The organism is Flaviflexus ciconiae (assembly GCF_003971195.1).
GTDB lineage: Bacteria > Actinomycetota > Actinomycetes > Actinomycetales > Actinomycetaceae > Flaviflexus > Flaviflexus ciconiae.
Genome location: NZ_CP034593.1, coordinates 261,454 through 278,201, shown reverse-complemented (window position 1 = coordinate 278,201; position 16,748 = coordinate 261,454). Strand labels below are relative to the sequence as shown.

The 16,748-nt window shown below is 58.5% G+C and carries 17 protein-coding genes; 3 read left to right on the top strand and 14 right to left on the bottom strand.

What is annotated here, in order from left to right:
• Positions 1–48 precede the first annotated feature (48 nt).
• From EJ997_RS14020 to EJ997_RS01305, 3 genes are all read right to left on the bottom strand, one after another.
• Complete coding sequence (locus EJ997_RS14020; protein ID WP_126702978.1) at positions 49–375, bottom strand: YlxR family protein; 327 nt, start codon at positions 373–375, stop codon at positions 49–51.
• An 82-nt stretch (positions 376–457) separates the two neighbouring features.
• Complete coding sequence (gene nusA, locus EJ997_RS01310) at positions 458–1,561, bottom strand: transcription termination factor NusA (RefSeq protein ID WP_126702977.1); 1,104 nt, start codon at positions 1,559–1,561, stop codon at positions 458–460.
• Between the two features lie 8 nt (positions 1,562–1,569).
• Positions 1,570–2,019 carry a ribosome maturation factor RimP gene (locus EJ997_RS01305; protein ID WP_126702976.1) on the bottom strand — a complete coding sequence of 150 codons (450 nt, stop codon included), beginning with the start codon at positions 2,017–2,019 and terminating at the stop codon, positions 1,570–1,572.
• Positions 2,020–2,116: 97 nt separating this feature from the next.
• Between EJ997_RS01305 and EJ997_RS01300 the strand changes: the two genes are divergently transcribed.
• Positions 2,117–3,055, top strand: coding sequence for a hypothetical protein (locus EJ997_RS01300; protein WP_126702975.1), 939 nt, complete (start codon positions 2,117–2,119; stop codon positions 3,053–3,055).
• 90 nt (positions 3,056–3,145) lie between these two features.
• Entirely contained in the window at positions 3,146–4,075 is a 930-nt protein-coding gene (locus EJ997_RS01295) for a nucleoside hydrolase (RefSeq protein WP_126702974.1), read from the top strand.
• 256 nt (positions 4,076–4,331) lie between these two features.
• Here the strand turns inward: EJ997_RS01295 and EJ997_RS01290 are convergent, their stop codons facing one another.
• The 6 genes from EJ997_RS01290 to EJ997_RS01265 all read right to left on the bottom strand — a co-directional run bounded on the left by EJ997_RS01290 (position 4,332) and on the right by EJ997_RS01265 (position 9,911).
• On the bottom strand, positions 4,332–5,048 hold the full coding sequence (locus EJ997_RS01290) for an SDR family NAD(P)-dependent oxidoreductase (RefSeq protein WP_228201655.1): 717 nt from the start codon (positions 5,046–5,048) through the stop codon (positions 4,332–4,334).
• A gap of 307 nt (positions 5,049–5,355) precedes the next feature.
• A complete protein-coding gene (locus tag EJ997_RS01285) occupies positions 5,356–6,705 on the bottom strand; it encodes a TRAP transporter large permease (protein ID WP_126702972.1) in 1,350 nt (449 codons plus the stop codon).
• Positions 6,702–7,295: a TRAP transporter small permease subunit gene (locus EJ997_RS01280; RefSeq protein ID WP_126702971.1), complete on the bottom strand. Its 594-nt coding sequence runs from the start codon at positions 7,293–7,295 to the stop codon at positions 6,702–6,704. The genes EJ997_RS01285 and EJ997_RS01280 overlap by 4 nt, the downstream gene beginning before the upstream one ends.
• Complete coding sequence (locus EJ997_RS01275; protein WP_126702970.1) at positions 7,292–8,368, bottom strand: C4-dicarboxylate TRAP transporter substrate-binding protein; 1,077 nt, start codon at positions 8,366–8,368, stop codon at positions 7,292–7,294. Before EJ997_RS01275 ends, EJ997_RS01280 begins: the two co-directional genes overlap by 4 nt.
• On the bottom strand, positions 8,368–9,168 hold the full coding sequence (locus EJ997_RS01270; RefSeq protein WP_126702969.1) for a carbon-nitrogen hydrolase family protein: 801 nt from the start codon (positions 9,166–9,168) through the stop codon (positions 8,368–8,370). Before EJ997_RS01270 ends, EJ997_RS01275 begins: the two co-directional genes overlap by 1 nt.
• Positions 9,165–9,911 carry an HpcH/HpaI aldolase family protein gene (locus EJ997_RS01265; RefSeq protein WP_126702968.1) on the bottom strand — a complete coding sequence of 249 codons (747 nt, stop codon included), beginning with the start codon at positions 9,909–9,911 and terminating at the stop codon, positions 9,165–9,167. Before EJ997_RS01265 ends, EJ997_RS01270 begins: the two co-directional genes overlap by 4 nt.
• Before the next feature lie 105 nt (positions 9,912–10,016).
• Between EJ997_RS01265 and EJ997_RS01260 the strand changes: the two genes are divergently transcribed.
• Positions 10,017–10,688, top strand: coding sequence for a GntR family transcriptional regulator (locus EJ997_RS01260; RefSeq protein WP_164719682.1), 672 nt, complete (start codon positions 10,017–10,019; stop codon positions 10,686–10,688).
• Positions 10,689–10,842: 154 nt separating this feature from the next.
• Here EJ997_RS01260 and EJ997_RS01255 read toward each other — a convergent pair whose 3' ends face one another.
• The 5 genes from EJ997_RS01255 to EJ997_RS01235 form a co-directional block, all read right to left on the bottom strand.
• Positions 10,843–12,642, bottom strand: a complete 1,800-nt coding sequence (locus EJ997_RS01255) for a proline--tRNA ligase (protein WP_126704892.1) — start codon at positions 12,640–12,642, stop codon at positions 10,843–10,845.
• Between the two features lie 138 nt (positions 12,643–12,780).
• A complete protein-coding gene (locus tag EJ997_RS01250) occupies positions 12,781–13,626 on the bottom strand; it encodes a GNAT family N-acetyltransferase (RefSeq protein WP_126702966.1) in 846 nt (281 codons plus the stop codon).
• Positions 13,626–14,762, bottom strand: a complete 1,137-nt coding sequence (gene ispG / locus EJ997_RS01245) for a flavodoxin-dependent (E)-4-hydroxy-3-methylbut-2-enyl-diphosphate synthase (protein ID WP_206501871.1) — start codon at positions 14,760–14,762, stop codon at positions 13,626–13,628. Before ispG ends, EJ997_RS01250 begins: the two co-directional genes overlap by 1 nt.
• Before the next feature lie 153 nt (positions 14,763–14,915).
• Positions 14,916–15,713, bottom strand: coding sequence for a fructosamine kinase family protein (locus tag EJ997_RS01240; protein WP_126702964.1), 798 nt, complete (start codon positions 15,711–15,713; stop codon positions 14,916–14,918).
• Between the two features lie 36 nt (positions 15,714–15,749).
• Positions 15,750–16,715, bottom strand: coding sequence for a LacI family DNA-binding transcriptional regulator (locus tag EJ997_RS01235; RefSeq protein WP_126702963.1), 966 nt, complete (start codon positions 16,713–16,715; stop codon positions 15,750–15,752).
• Positions 16,716–16,748: the final 33 nt, after the last annotated feature.

The window sequence follows — 16,748 nt, the reverse complement described above, 5'->3', positions numbered from 1 at the left end:
GCGCAGGTGCGACAGACCCGTTATTGCTGGCAGCTCATCGCTGGGTACTCATCGGGCGCCCATCGGCTCTCTACCCGCTTTCTTCGTCGCTTCTTGTTTCTCGGCTCCGGTTGAGCCTAAGTCGAACCGGGCCTCAGCCTCGGTCGTGTCCGTGATCTGCGTACGCAGGTGACGGTTAAACGACCGGGTCACAAGGGCCTTGTTCAGGCATGCGCGGCGACGATGCAGCCACGCGCCTCGCCCGGGGAGAGTCGCGTCCGTGTCAACAACAAGCTTTCCTTGTTGCGCCACAAAACGGACCAGGGCGGACCGCGGTTCCCGCTGCCGACAGGCGATGCACGTGCGCTGAGGTGTATGAGTCAACACAGTGTCCATCTGCTAGGCGGCGTAAACCATCCGCCATTCTATCAATTCGCGGCCACAAACCAACTGTTTCGGCCACGTGGTGGGTGATCTCTCAATTCTCCGTGTCGTCAGACTCGTCGAAATCGTCGTCGTACTCGGCTGAGTCATCGAGTTCAGCGGCTGCCGCGGCCTCTTCAGCCCGGCGAGCTGCGGCTGCTTCGGCTTCGGCGCGTGCCGCCGCCATTTCCGATTCCTTACGGATATCGATTGACCAGCCGGTCAGCTTTGCGGCGAGGCGTACATTCTGCGCTTCCTTGCCGATGGCGAGCGATGCCTGGTCGTCGGGAACGACCGCGCGGGCCTGGCGAGCATCCGCGTTGAGGATGTCGACCTGGGTGACGCGTGCGGGCGACAGGGAGGCCCCGATGAACAGAGCGGGATCGTCGTCGTAGTCGACGATATCGATCTTCTCTCCACCAAGCTCCTCCATGACGGCGCGGACGCGCTGTCCGTGCTGTCCGATACAGGCACCCTTGGCGTTGATCGACTCGTCAGCGCTCCACACGGCAAGCTTCGTCCGGTGGCCAGCCTCGCGAGCAAGGGCAACGATCTCAACATCTCCGCCCTCGATCTCGGGAACCTCGGCCTCGAAGAGACGGCGGACCAGCTCCGGGTGGGAGCGGGACAGGCGGACGGTGGCACCGCGGTGACCAACGGACACATCGGTGACGTAGGCGCGGAGCCGGTCACCGTGGCGGAAACGTTCGGTGGGAACCTGCTCGTCCTTGCGGAGGATCGCCTCGTGCTCACCGACGTTGACGTAAATATCTTCGGGGTTGGAGCGAGGCGGGGCCGCCTGCACAACGCCGGAAACGATGGTCCCCTGCTTGCCCTTAAAGGAGCCAAGGACGCGGTCTGCCTCGGCATCGCGCAGACGCTGCGCAATGATCGAACGCGCGGTTGAAGTCGCGATGCGCCCAAAGTCGTTCGGGGTGTCGTCAAACTCGCCGACGGGCTCACCGTCGTCATCAAACTCGACGGCCCAGACGGTTGCCTTGCCGGAGGTGCGGTCAAGCTCAACTCGGGCCTGGCCGATTGCTCCCGGGACACGGTGGTAGGCGTGCAGAAGTGCATCCTCGATTGCGCCGACCAGAACGTCGACACTAATTCCGAGCTCGGATTCGACGATCCGCAGCTCGCTCATCTGAATATCCACGGGGGCTCCTAGAGTTCGACGTCCACACGAGCATTGACCACGTCGGAGATTGCGATCTCCTGGGTATGCCCGTTATTGCTGATCGCCAGTGTATCGCCTTCGACCGACTCAAGACGCCCCGTAACCTCGCCATCGGCAGTGGTAAGGATGACTTTGCGGCCTTCCGCACGTCGGAAGTGGCGCGGCTCGGTGAGCTTACGTGTTGCTCCGGGGGTGGAAACCTCGAGAACATACTGTCCCGCGGGAGCGTCCGGGCTTTCATCGAGGGTCTCGGAGATGACGCGAGAGACGTCGGTGAGCTGATCGGAGTCCACTCCCCCGGGACCATCTGCCAGGTCAACGGTTACGCGCAGGAGAGTGCGCTTACCGGCGGGCTTGAGTTCAACTTGTTCCAGGAAGAGCCCGGCACCGGCAACTGCCGGTGCCAGCACCTCGTGGATCTTTTCGACGTCTTTCATGTGTCCTAGCGTACCTGCATCCACCAACTCCCTCTGCACCTGGACACGGATTCCACTACGCCACTGGCTGATCGATACCCTGTGGCACTATGGATATATGACACGTCGCACGGGCCTTTCGACCCCAGGATTCGCGCTCTCAATCGCCATTGGTATCGCTATCTTTATCCTGGCCATGGTCGTTGTCGGAACCCGAATCGACACCGGCCCACCCGAGCTACCTACCCCCGGGGCCGACGAGGTTCATCGACAGGAAGCCGCCGACTCGTACTATCTTCTTGCCGAAGCAAGCGATGAAGCGGCCGCGGGCGACACCGAATCCGATCCCTCACAACTAGCATCGGTCGCCTCCGACCACCTCGATGCTGTCGGTGGTCTGTGGGTGCCGTGGCCCGACGGGGCACCGGACGGTGCCGAAAACCCGCCCCCGCCCGCTGCCACGACGGATGACCTGACGGTACTTCTCGAGGACGCCATCACCGCGACTCAGGCCGCGCTGGAAAGCGGCGATCCGTCGGACTCACCGCTCTACGCTTCGATTCTTATCCGCCTCCAAGTCGCCCACGACGATATTGCGACCGCCCCCGAAGGAGAGGAACCAACAGGCGGTATTTCGGCCGAGCCGCTAACCTCCGCCCAGGTGGCCGAGCTCGCCTCCGAGACGAGTCTCGTTGAACTGGATCGCGCCCGGCAGTGGCTGGAAGCAGCCACCCCTCACCTTGAAGCCCCGGACCGTGCACTCGCGCGGATCGCCGACCTGAACGACTACACGAGCGAGATCTTGGACGCGGGGATGGACGACATCCGCGAGCCGTTCGCTCCTCTGCCCGACTGGTTCTTGGAAGACCCCAGTGCACAGACGGCGGCACAGCTGGAAGCGGATGCTTACCGCCTTGTTGCTAGGGAACTGTTCTCCTACATCCCGACCGCCACAATGTCGATGAACTCGCAAATTGCTGTGACGTCCCTCGAATTCTTAACCCCATCAATGCGTGCGGAGATGGGATCCTTCCCGCTCCTTGAGGTAGCTCCCTAGGCGAAGTGCGGAGCACAGCCCGAAATAGGTCCCCATCTTCTGATGCAGGTCAATCTGAACCGGAAGAACGTTCAAAACGAAGGTTCGCCCATGACGCTAAGAATCATCCTTGACTGCGATCCCGGGCATGACGATGCCGTGGCAATACTGCTCGCGGCAGGCAACCCCCATGTCGAGATTGCGGCAATCACCACCGTGGGTGGCAACCAGACTCTGGAGAAGGTCACCCGCAACGCCCTTGGCATTGCCACCCTGGCTGGAATCAGTGCACCGATAGCTGCGGGATGTGCCACTCCCCTGGTGCGTGACCTTGTCACCTCACCCGAGATTCACGGCGAGTCCGGGCTCGACGGGGTCACCTTGCCAGAGCCGGCCATGGAGCTCGACCGCAGGCACGCTGTCGACGTCATGATCGATGTGGTCATGTCCGCGGAGCCAGGCACGATCACTCTTGTTCCGACGGGGCCGCTCACGAATATTGCCATGGCCATGCGCAAACAACCCGAGATCATTGGCCGCGTGAGAGAAGTGAGCCTCATGGGTGGCGGCATGAATCTCGGCAACGCCACGACCGCAGCCGAGTTCAACATTCTTGTCGATCCCGAAGCTGCCAATCTCGTCTTCTCTGCGCCATGGCAGGTAACCATGGTGGGCCTGGACGTCACCCACGAGGCTCAGGCCACCCCCGATGTCGTTGACCGCTTCCGAGAACTCGGCACCCCGATCGGCAACTTCGTCGTTGATCTCATGGCGTTCTTCATCGAATCGAACAAATTAGAACAGCGGTTCACAGCACCGCCCGTTCACGACCCGGTAGCACTGGCCAGGGTTATTGATCCCAGCATTGTCGATACGCTCAACGCCAAGATCGTTGTCGAGACTGAAGGCACGTACACCACCGGCATGACTCTCGTAGAGCGCAGGCCCTGGATCAACCACGTTTCCACCACGCACGTGGCAACGGGCCTTGATGTCGCAAAGTTCTGGGACCTTGTTATCGACTCAATTGGGCGGCTCTAGTGCTTCAGCTCAACAGAACTGCTGACTCTCAGCAAACGCTTGAGATCATATGAGTCCAGCCCAGGACGCCCTGGAACACCAGTGCTTTCTCGACAGCATTGCATCCCATGCCTTATTGCATCCCATGCCTTCACCAGAATGGTGGGTAAACACCCAGAATGGTTTCGTGCCCAGTGACCTTGTTGCTTTACAGCGTGGAGCCCGCACAAAACGTGCGGGCTCCACTGGATTTCCGAAGGGGCTACTGATGTTTAACTCAGAAGGCAGAAAGTCCAGCATCTACGGGGACGAGTGCGCCGTTGATGTGGTGGGCTTCGTCGACGGACAGCCAGAGCGCCGCACGGGCGATCTCGATCGGCTCACCGTAGGGAACGGGAACGTTTCCGGTCGCCATGCCCAACCTCTTCACGCCTTCCTCGTGGTACTCGCCACCCGAGTTCTCCGCGATGTTTGTGTTCACACCGCCGGGGTTGATCGCATTGCAGCAGATTCCCTTATCTGCATAGCCTGCCGCAACGCTTGACGTCAGCCCCATGAGTCCGTGCTTAGCAGCGGAGTAGGACGGGCCGTGGTTACCGCGGTACGCAGCGTAGGAGCCAACACTGATGACACCGGATTCCTTCGGAAGCATCATCTCAACAGCCTTCTGGGACAGGAGGAAGGGAACCTTGAGATCAAGGTCGATAACCATGTCCCACCGCTCTTCCGTCGTGTCTAGAAGCGGATAGCAGAGGTCGTTAATTCCCGCGATATTCGCAAGAATATCGAGTTTGCCCTCCCTCTCCTTCACAAGGTTGAAGAGGTTTTCAATGTCGTCATTATCGAGCAGGTCAGCAACGACAGGAATAACATTCGGATTGTCTTCCCACTTCTTCAGTGCATCCGACTTGATATCCACGCCGTAGACCGTTGCGCCTTCTTCAGCAAAGAGCTTGGTTGTTGCCTCTCCCATGCCGTTGCCTGCACCGGTAATGATTGCAACCTTGCCATCGAGTCTCCCAGCAAGTTAACCCCATCCTTACTGTTTAATTACAGTTTCTCTGTAATAAATATCCAGAATATTAGGATTACCTAAGAATGTGTCAGGACTTAGTTCCTTGACTCTCTTGGACTATCAAAATCCCCCTCTTAATCACCTTTTACTGGCCTTGTCGACGCGCAAAATCTCGGTAAATGCGTGGGGCACGACAAGGGGGCCGTTCATCTTCTCGATTCATCGCCCCCCTTGCCTCCTACCGATCAGCTGTAAAGCTGGCTATCAGTGCAGTTCCGGCTCTCGATCACGTGGTTCCGGAGAGATCAGGAATGAAGGTGACGATGTCGGGCACCAAGATCAGGATTGCGACAACGACAATGTCGGCAATGATGAACGGGAAGATTCCACGGAAGGTTTCACCGAGCCGAGCTTGAGGCACGGTCCCAACGTAGACAAACGCATTCATGCCGACAGGCGGCGTTATAAGCGCCATTTCCGCAACCTTAACGATAAGGATTCCGATCCAGATTGCATCGAATCCATATCCGGTGAGGATGGGATGAAGGAGCGGTGCAGCAATGAGGATCATTGACGTGCCGTCCAGGAACATCCCGAGTGGGATGATCATGAGCAGGCAGAGGACAAGAACCAGGTACGGCGATACATCAGCCGAAACCACCGCGTCGACGAGCGCCGTTGAGGCGCCCGAGAGGGCAAGGAAGTACGTGAAGACCCCGGCTCCGACCATGAGCAGGAACGTCATGGAGGTCAGCCCGATGGACTCAACCAGGGAGTCCTTAAGACCGGTCAGGAACTTCGACTTCTGGCTCCGGATGAACAAGATAATCAGGGCAGCTGTCGCACCGAAGGAGGCAGCCTCCGTTGGTGTTGCCACACCGAGATAGATCGTTCCAATCGAGACTGCGAAGATGACGATGAGGTAGGCAAAACCCATGCCATCCATCTTGATCTTCTTCGCTTCTTCAGCCGCGGCCCGCTCTCTTTCAATGAGTGAGTTGGCCGTGCCTGCTGTACGTCTCCGCTCCCTCGTCACAAGACCCATAATCGTCATTCCGTAAATGAGGATTGTGAGAATACCGGGAGCAATACCGGCAAGAAGGAGCCTGCCAATCGATTCCTCCGTGATAATGCCGTACAGGACGAGGATGATCGACGGTGGGATAAGAACACCGAGCGTACCGCCCGCGCACACAACACCGGCGGCAAGCTTGATCGAATGCCCTGCCTTGAGAATCGCCTCGGTCGATACCTTGGCGAGAGTTGCGACCGTTGCTACGGACGAACCGGTGACCGCCGCAAACATGCCAGATCCGGCGAGCGAGGACAGTGCAGCTCCTCCCGGGAGCTTGCGGAGCACTCTGGAGGCTACGTCGAAGCCCGCCTGGGCAAGTCCCGCTTTAACGGCTAGGACACCCATGAAAATGAACAGCGGAATGATGATAAGCGAATAGTCGGCCGCCGTTGAGAACGGCGCATTCGCTCCGGTTGAGACTGCGGCATCTGTCGAACGCAGCATGACGACACCCAGAAGTCCCGCCAGCATCAGTGCGAAGGCAACGTGAAGCCTAATCGCGAGAAGAACGAAGAAGAGAATAAGGACGGCGACGAGAGCGCCAACACTTGCACCGGTCATTTCTTCTCCTCCGTCCTATGGGCAACGACCGTATCCGTAATGTCGTCGGCGTCATCAATGGCTTGCTGAACGGCGAGCAACTGGTCGTCTTCGACGACCTTCCCTTCTTTCATGTCAAGGAATTCGTTGATGGCGTTCCAGATCGCCACAACAAAGAACAGCACGAATGAAACAAGGAGAATCCCCTTCATTGGCCATGTTGCGAGCCGTAGAATTCCGCTGGTTGTTTCTCCGCGTTCAAAGGCGGACGTGAGAACACCGAGGAGGCCCCAAGAGATCACGATGCCGGTGAGGGTAATAAGCACGGTTCGCACACCTGCGAGAATGAGGCGAACTACGGGCGGCAGATATGCCTCCACCAGTTCAACGGAGACATGACGATTGTGGATCTCGGCCGCCGCCAAGCCCAGGAACGCAATAGCAACCATGAGAAGCGTTGAGATCTCGACCGTTCCAAGGATTGAGCTGTCTGCAAATGCTCGGCCTCCGACGTCGGCAACGGTCAGGAGCATAAGGAAAACAAGTAGAGCGCCAGCGACAATGACGAGCGTTTCGGCCAACAGGACGAGTGGGCGTGGAATTGTTCTCATTGCGATCCCCCCATGCATGCATTGAGCGGTGCCGAGTAGTCCGAGAGCGGCTCTTCTTCGGCAATGATTTGTTCAAAGTCATCGAGGACGCCTTGCGCATCGTACCCGCGCTCCTCGAATTCCGTGACCCAGTCTTGATCGAGTGCGAGATCTCCGCGCCAGTCCTCGACGTCAGCATCTTCGAATGCCGAGAACTCGGTGCCGGCCTCCCTCAGTTCTGTACAGGCCGCGGCGCCCGCCGCATCCATTTCTTCCGTGCCGTACTGAAGGCTGTTCGCAGACGCTTCGTCAATAGCCTGCTGGTATTCCTCGGGCATGGATTCATACAGGTCCTGGTTGATGACAACAATCGAGCTACCGGCAACGCCGATTCCCGGGTCGACCACATAATCGGTGGAACGCGTCAGGCCAAACGCAGGGAGGTTCGGTAGCGAAATCGACGTGTATCCCTGGACGATCCCGCGTTCCAGCGACTCGTAAATATCGTTAGCTCCCATCGCAACAGGGTTCGCCCCGCGTGCCAGAATCACCTGAGAAGTGAGACCACCGGCGCGAATAGAGCGCCCTTCGAGATCCTCTGGTGTGGCAGCTGGTGAGCTCAGCCCGATCATCATGCTGCCGAGGGGAAGCGGGTACATGAGCTTGACGCCCTGACGTTCGAAGTCCTCTCGGTAGGTCTCCGATTCTTCGTACAGTCGCATGATCGAATGCATGTGAACTTCAGGGTTCTTCGTTTTGAAAGGAAGATCAACAACGGTGTACATCGACAGGTCGGATGCTGCATAGATGGAACCCACCTGAGCGATATCGACCCGACCATCGAGGGTGGCTTGAAGTGCATCCTCAGCACCGATCAGGCTACCCGAGTAATGGAAGATCACTTCCACCTCACCGTTAGTTGCCTCCTCAATATCTGCGGCCCAACGCTGAACAACCTTCGACTGGTCAGACGTCGGACTGGAGTACGTCGCGTAATGGAGCGTGTACTCTGCACCGGAGTCGGAACATGCGGCAACGGTGCCGAGCGTAAGCAGTGCCGCTAGGCCACCAACAAGTTTGTTCTTTCGCATCATCACGACTCACCCTTGTCCACGCGGTATCGCCTCGCCACAAGCGCAGGATTGGTTTGCCGAGCAGATTCAAGTCGCTCTTTAGAAATCTCTGCGGTCACGATCCCCTGCGTTTCACCAATCTGGGCGAGCGCCACTCCCATGGGGTCAATAATTGCGCTTTGGCCAACTCCTGCCGGGCCGCTCTGATCCGCCGCAACCACATAGGCGGTGTTCTCAATCGCTCGGGCCCGGATAAGCGTGTTCCAGTGATACTCCTTTTGAGGGCCGGGAACCCATTCGGCCGGCAGAGCAAGAACTGTTGCCCCGGCATCAATCAGGAGTCTGCTGACCTCGGGGAATCTCAGGTCGTAGCAGGTCTGCATTCCGACCGTAAAGCCATCAACCTCAAAGGTATCGCCGTTGCCCGGCTCCGCGGGAATCACGTGCGAGGATTCTTTGTATCCGAAAGCGTCGTAGAGATGAACCTTCCGGTAAACGGCGACGGTCTCTCCCCCGTCGATACCGACGAGCGTGTTGTGGATCCGTTTTCCGTCCGCCGTCTCGTTCATTCCAGCAACAATTGCGATCTTCAGTTCCGTGGTGAGCTCTTGGAGCCGCCGTATGCTCGGACCATCGACAGATTCTGCGGCATCAACAAACTCCTGTCCCATGACCGGGGCGGTGTAGATCGCAAATTCGGGAAGAACTGCTAGGCGCACGCCTTCTGCCGAGGCGGCTCTCAGATGGTGTTCAATAGCGTCGAGATTCTCGCCCTTGTTCTTGCCGGGGCTGAACTGGACAACTGCTGCCTTAATGGTCACGAACCATTCCTTTCCACAATCTGCTCGAACTCACTCTTTACCTTGGCGAAGCCACTGTAGAGAACGCTGTACTCCATTGCGAGCCCGACGATGGCCGCGCGTTCGCGAACAGCAATATCCTGTTCTTTTGCGGACCATGCCGGGAAAATCCACGGCTTACCCGCCGCATTAGCGGCCCGAGCCGCACGAAGAATGTCCTCGACCTCTGCGTCATTCGCCGTGTAGATTCCGCCTTCGCGCCGAAGTGCCAGGTCCGTGGGGCCCACAAAGATGCCATCAACAGTGTCAAGAGCAAGAATCTCTTCGACGTCTTCGAGGGCGCCAGCATCTTCAATCATCGGGTAACACTTTGTTGACCGATCCATCTCGGCCACCCCTTCATCCGTGTACGCCACGTAGGTAGCAGTCCTGCCGCCTGCGAGGCTCCGATCACCGAGCGGCGGGAACTTGGCGAACGCAGTGACCCGCATTGCGTGTTCAACCGACTCAACGTGGGGAATCACTACCGCATCTGCACCGAAGTCCAAGGCCTGCTGGATCGGTTCCCGTTCCGGTCCAAGAACCTTGACGATTGCTCGCAAGCCGTTCGCCTTGATGTACGAGACCATCCAGTCAAGAGAACGAAGTTCAAACAGTCCGTGTTCGACGTCGAGAATCACCCCATCGAATCCAGTTAGTTTCGCGATGTCGACTTTGGCAGTCGAGGGTTCTGAAAGCCAGACGCATTGCTCTGGAATTGCCATGGTGCTCCTTTGCTCCAGTGGGGACGTTAGCCCAGTCACAACAGTGTAGACGTAATGTATACACAGTGTGTACTGAATGTAAAGACGGTGAACTACACTGCTTATATGAAGACTTCTTCCGACTCCGGCCGCGGCATCACCGGCAGGCCTTCCGCAGGCGAGCGTGCTTACAGCTGTATTCGGGATGCGATTCTCAAAGGAGAGTTCAAGGAAGGCGACTTTCTCGACGAAGTAGAGCTTGCACACTTTGTAGGAACGTCGCGCACTCCGGTTCGAGAAGCACTTAAACGCCTTGCTGCGGAAAAGTTCGTTGATATCCTCCCCCGCCGTGGCACCCAAGTACACATCATTAGCCCTACGGAACTCGAGGAGGGATTTACCGCCCGATATGTCTTCGAGTCATTCGCTATCGGCGAGCTCGTTGATCAAAATATTGACCCAACAGTCCTGTCGGACCCTCACCTCGTTGATCACGAAGCCGCCGGACGTGAGCAACGCTGGTATGACGTTGTTGTCGCTGACCAGAGATTCCACTCCAGTCTCGTCAGCCAAGCGGGTAACTCGATTATTACCGAGCTGCACGAATCGCTCTTGAGAAGACAGTTCCGCATGGGAGTACGTACCGTCTCGTCTATGCCTCAACGGATCGATCTTATTAACGCTCAGCACCGGGAGATTCTCGAATCCATTCGAGCAGGCGACAAGGCGCGAGCACTCTCCGTTCTTCAGGCACACCTGCTAGACATCCCCGGTATCTCCAGCAACTCTTACTCCTGAGACGGCCAGTAGTCGAAGTTGGATCATGCCAGCTCGTAAACTACGCACTTAACGTGTACGTGGGCCCGAATTAGTTCGGGCCCACAAACCACTCATGCACGAGTTTTGATAGTCGATTTATTCTCAGTCGATAATTGCCACTGCTCGCACGCGGTCACTCTCCGTGCGCTTCCAGGTCAGTCTTGAGAAGTTCAGCAACGCGCTCTACGGCTTCCTCGACGGGCACCTCGGTGGATTCACCGGTCACTCGGTTGCGGATCTCGACCTTGCCTTCGGCGAGGCCGCGCCCAACGACAAGACCGTAGGGAACGCCGAGTAGCTCGTAATCCTTGAACTTGACGCCGGCGGATACCTTTGCACGGTCGTCGTAGATGACTTCGAAGCCAGCCTTTGTCAGCTCACCCGACAGTGACTCGGCGGTTTCAAAGATTTCTGCACCCTTGCCGGTGGCGAGCACGTGGATGTGGGCGGGCGCGATATTGATCGGCCATGCCAAACCGAGGTCGTCGTGGTTCTTCTCCGCCAGTGCTGCGAGCACGCGGGTGACACCAAGGCCGTAGGAGCCCATGGTGACAACCTGGGACTTGCCGTTCTCGTCAAGAACCTTGAGATCGAGCGCCTCGGCGTACTTGCGACCAAGCTGGAAAATGTGGCCGACTTCGATGCCGCGAGCAAGTTCGAGAGGTCCCGAACCGTCGGGTGCGGGATCGCCCTCGCGAATCTCCACGGCCTCAATGGTTCCATCCGCTTCGAAGTCGCGTCCATAGACGAGGTTGAAGACGTGCTTCTCGTTCTCGTTCGCACCGGTCACCCAAGCTGAGCCGCGTGCAATCCGGGGATCAACAAGGAAGCGGACCGAGCCCGAGATGTTTCCATCTTCGTCGACCACGCGGTTGGGTGAGTTCGGTCCAATAACCTCGGGACCGATGTAGCCGGGAACGAGCTCGGGGTGGTTCTTGAGATCCTCGGGTCCCGCCACGTCCACCTCGGCAGGCGCTAGCGCCGCCTCGACGCGCTTGAGGTCGACATCGCGGTCGCCGGGAAGTGCCACAACGATAACTTCCTTTTCACCGCCGGGATGGCTGAGCACGAGGACAACGTTCTTCAGCGTATCCTTGGCCTCCCAGGGAGTGTCCCGGGGCAGCAACGTGTTGGCGACGTCGACGAGGGCCTCGATCGTAGTCGACTCGGGTGTTTCGTATACCTGGGCCGCGGGAACGTCGGAGAAGTCGACGTCGTCAGCCTGGGGTGTGGTCACGGCTTCCGCGTTGGCAGCATAGCCGGAGGCAGCGCGTACGAACGTGTCCTCACCGATTTCAGTGGGGTGAAGGAACTCTTCGGAGCGGGAACCACCCATGGCTCCGGACATCGCGGAGCAGATGACGTAGTCGAGTCCGAGACGGTTGAAGATCTTCTCATACGCGTCCCTCATCGTCTGGTACTGAACTTCCAGCCCCTCATCGTGAACATCGAAGGAGTATGCGTCCTTCATGATGAACTCGCGGCCACGGATCAGGCCCGCACGGGGACGTGCCTCGTCGCGGTACTTCGTCTGAATCTGGTAGATATTCAGCGGCAGGTCCTTGTACGAGGAGTAGAGATCCTTCACCAGCAGGGTGAACATCTCTTCGTGCGTAGGAGCCAGAAGGTAGTCGTTGTCGCGACGGTCCTTGAGACGGAACAGGTTCGGGCCGTACTCGGTCCACCTGTTTGATGCCTCGTAGGGTTCGCGCGGCAGGAGTGCCGGGAAGTGCACTTCCTGCGCTCCCGTTGCATTCATCTCGTCGCGCACGATCTTCTCGACCTTGCGGAGCACCCGCAGGCCCAGCGGCAGCCAGGAGTAGATGCCGGGGGCGGCACGGCGGATATAGCCTGCGCGTACGAGTAGCTGGTGCGATGGGACCTCCGCGTCAGCGGGGTTCTCGCGCAGGGTCCGGACAAAGAGATTTGACATTTTCAGCACGAGGTCAGCTTACCGAATCTTTGCCCTTTACCCCGCTTTCTCACATGCCTTGAGTACCGAACAACAGAATCTTGATCGCGGACGGTCAGAATCTAGGGGTCAGATGTTGGGGGAGCAATCGTCAATTTCCTATAGAAGGATTGTTGCGTACTCGCCAACCTGGTGGAATCCGACCTTGTCGTAGACCCTTAGTGCGGCGTGATTGTAGGAGTTGACGTACAGTGACACGGTCGGGGCGACGCGCTTGCGCACCAGTTCTACAACCGCCGCCATAGCTCCCGTAGCGATTCCCGTTCCCCGTAGATCGGGTGCCGTCCACACGCCCTGGATTTGGGCGACGCCGTTGTAGCTAGCGCCAATATCTGCCTTGAATTCAACGCGTTCGGTCCCGTCGGGGCCGATTCCGGTGCGGATAAAGGTATTGCCGAGCCTGCAAAGTTCATACACTCTCGACACGTAGCCGGGTCCGTACTGGGTCGGGTCGTAGCCGACTTCTTCGGTAAACATGGCAACGGCCGCGGGCGAAACCATCGGAGCATCAGCCAGTTCGGCCGGGCGGACTCGCGGATCAGGTGCAACGCGAAGGTCACCCGCCACAAGGGAAGGCTGGCTGGCACGCACCTCGGCTTCTACCCGCCAGTCGTGCCGGAGCATTTCCCATAAATCCAAGACTTCGGCTGAGTCCCCCACAATCGAGGAGCATTCTCTCGGCCTGCGCAGAATAAAGTCCGCGTAGAGAATCCGGTCGTCATGACTGGTCCCAACCGGCACCAGGTTCGCCCCGTACCAAACGGTCGAAGACAGCTCCCCGTTATCAACTATGCCGAGCATGCGGGAGGAGCCAAGCCCCATGGAGTCAGCGTGCACCGCTGCCAGCACAGAGCCGACCGGGTCTTTGGCGAGATGGTCGTGTACCGCCTTGCGGTATCGGCCCGGCAACCGCATAACGCGGCGACCAGATGATCCCCAAAACATCAGACGATAACGTCCGGTGTCACACCTTCGGCGGACTCGAGACCGAGCTCTTCGGCAACCGCACGAGCCCTGGTAATAAGGGCCTCAACGATCTCGTCCTCGGGGACGGTCTCGACAACCTTGCCCTTGACGAAAATCTGTCCCTTGCCATTACCGGAGGCAACACCAAGGTCAGCTTCGCGCGCCTCACCCGGGCCGTTCACAACGCAACCCATAACGGCCACGCGGAGCGGGAAGGTGACGTCCTTCAGACCCTCGGTTACCTTCTCGGCAAGCGTGTAAACATCAACCTGGGCGCGACCGCACGAGGGGCAGGAAACAATCTCAAGCTGCTTGGGCCGCAGTCCAAGGGAACGAAGGATCTGCTCCCCCACCTTGATCTCCTCAACCGGAGGAACTGACAGCGAAACACGAATAGTGTCACCAATACCCTGGGCAAGGAGAGCACCAAACGCAACCGAGGACTTGATCGTGCCCTGGAAGGCAGGACCTGCCTCGGTAACCCCGAGGTGTAGTGGCCACTCACCTGCCTCGGACAGGAGTTCGTAGGCTCGGACCATGACAACGGGATCATGGTGCTTAACGGAGATCGCGAAGTCGTAGAAGCCCGCCTCCTCAAAAAGGTGTGCCTCATTAACAGCCGACTCGACCATCGCCTCGGGCGTAGCCTTCCCGTACTTCTTGAGTAGGCGCGGATCGAGAGAGCCTGCGTTCACGCCGATTCTCATCGCCGTCCCGTTGAGGTTCGCGGCCTTGGCGATCTCGGGAATCTGATCATCGAACTTCTTGATGTTGCCCGGGTTAACCCGGACTCCCATACCAGCATCAATAGCTGCGAACACATAGCGTGGCTGGAAATGAATATCGGCGACGACCGGGATCGTGGACTGCTGGGCAATAACCTTGAGGGCTTCAGCATCCTTATCGGTCGGGCAGGCAACGCGAACAATGTCGCAACCCGATGCCGTCAGCTCAGCAATCTGCTGCAGCGTGGCACCAATATCGTGCGTCTTTGTTGTCGTCATCGACTGCACCGAGATCGGGGCATCGCCGCCCACGTAGACGTCACCCACCTTGATCCTGCGGGTCTTCTTCCTCGGGGAGAGCACGGCCGGCTCCTCGTGGACACCAGGCATTCCAAGCGATATTGGTTCAGTCACCGCTCCATTATGTCACCGACAGCGCCCAGTTTCTCGCCTTTACCTAGACGGGGCGGCCAGAGAGACGCCACTGGCAAAGCCGAGACCAGGGAACAAGCCGTCCACCACAATCCGGGAGGTTGCTAGCGGCTACCGATATTTCCCCGCAACCTCCTCCGCCCACCCCACGTAGTGCCCTTCGAAAAGGTGGGCATGCATGATGATCATTCCGAGCTGGTGGAGCCCGCTTCTCCCCTGCCAACCATCAGCCAAAGGTGAGGCTTCGTCATAGCCTGCGTAGACCTCTTCAAGGTAGGGGAAACCGAAGACCGCGAGCGCAGCCAGGTCCGTTTCTGCATGTCCGCCGTGCGCCATGGGATCAATCAACGCGGCGCCGGTAGGTCCACCGCAGTAGAGAACATTTCCTGCCCACATGTCGCCATGCAGTCTGGCAACGTCGAATCCGGCGTCTTGTACGAGCTTTGGTTGTTCGGAGTCGAAGTCACCTGCGATGAGCCGCTCGGCTAGGTCGTCGAAGATTCTCGCTTCTTTCGCGGTGATGAGTCCGCGGTCAACGATGCGTTTGGCGAAGTCGGCGATGCGGTGCTCGCCGTATAACTGGCCGAAGGATGTGGGTGCGGTTTCTTTTTCGGGGAACAGCTTCGTTCGCGAGCGCCCAATGTAGTCGGGACCAATCCACCCCTCGGGTGCACATCCCCACCAGGGTGCTCCGGCCGCGTGAGTGTGGGCGAGTGCCCGGCCGAAGGCTCGAGCATTCTCGGGGCTTGGAGCAGTCTGTTTAATCCGTTCGATCTCGAGAACGGAGTCGTCTACGTGGATGACGCGGGTGACGCGCGCTCCTCCGCCACCCGTGGCCTGGCCGAGCCAGGTGAGGCCTGCGGCTTCGCCGCGGTTGTTTGCGGAAGACTTTGTGAAGGTGTCAGTCATTTTCTCTCCTGACACCACGCTACCCGGTTCTATCGGTTAGCTCTCGACAGTTGCCCTCTCGAGCGCCGAGGAGTCACGGATGACGAGTTCGGGTTCGAACACTTCGTGGATAACCTCGTTGCCGAGTACGGCTTCCAGTGCTCTTCTTCCCATCTGGATCCTCGGCTGATCGACGGAAGAAAGCTGCGGCCGGACAACTCGAGAAAGCTGCGAGTTGTCATAGCCGACTATCGCAAGATCGCTTGGTACGCGTACCCCAGCATCGCTTGCCTCCCCAAGTGCGTGGACTGCGCCGCGATCATTGGCCGCAACGATTCCGTCAATCCCTGTGAACGCATCGGCAGTGAGGTCACCTGGAGTAAGGACGAGAGGATCTAGCCCTGCTTCCCTTAGTGTCTGCTCGTAAGACTTCTGCCGCGCACGAGCAGAGGGCGAGGTCGAGTTCTGGAGGAAAGCGATACGCGTTCTGCCGCTCTCGAGAAGGTGGGTGGTTGCCCTTCTTGCTCCGAGTTCGTCATCGTTACGGATTCGGCTCACACTTTCCGGTAGCTCCCCTGGCCGACCAACAATAACCACTCGCGTGCGCTGTGCAATATCGGCAATGACATCACTGGGGGTATGCGCAGAAATAACGATGATGCCATCAACGCCAAGTGCTTCAAACTTTAGGAGCTGGCTCGCCAACAGATCAGGGTCTCGCCTGCCGTGGCTGATGAGAACGTTCTGTCCCCGTTCGTGGGCAGCATCCTCCACGCCGATAACAACGTCGGTGTGGTAGGGGTTACTGAGGTCCGTCAGTAGCACGCCAATCATGTTGGTTTTCCCGTGTGCCAGGGAACGCGCCCACACATTGGAGCGATATCCGAGGTCATCGGCAACCGCGAGGATCCGCTGGCGTGTTTCGTCGCTCACTCCCGCATCGCCTCTGATGGCAAGGGAAACGAGTGATTTTGACACTCCCGCTGCCTTGGCCACGTCGACGATTGTTGTTCGGTTTCGCATGTACTAGTTCTATCACGTTCTGGAACGCTCCAG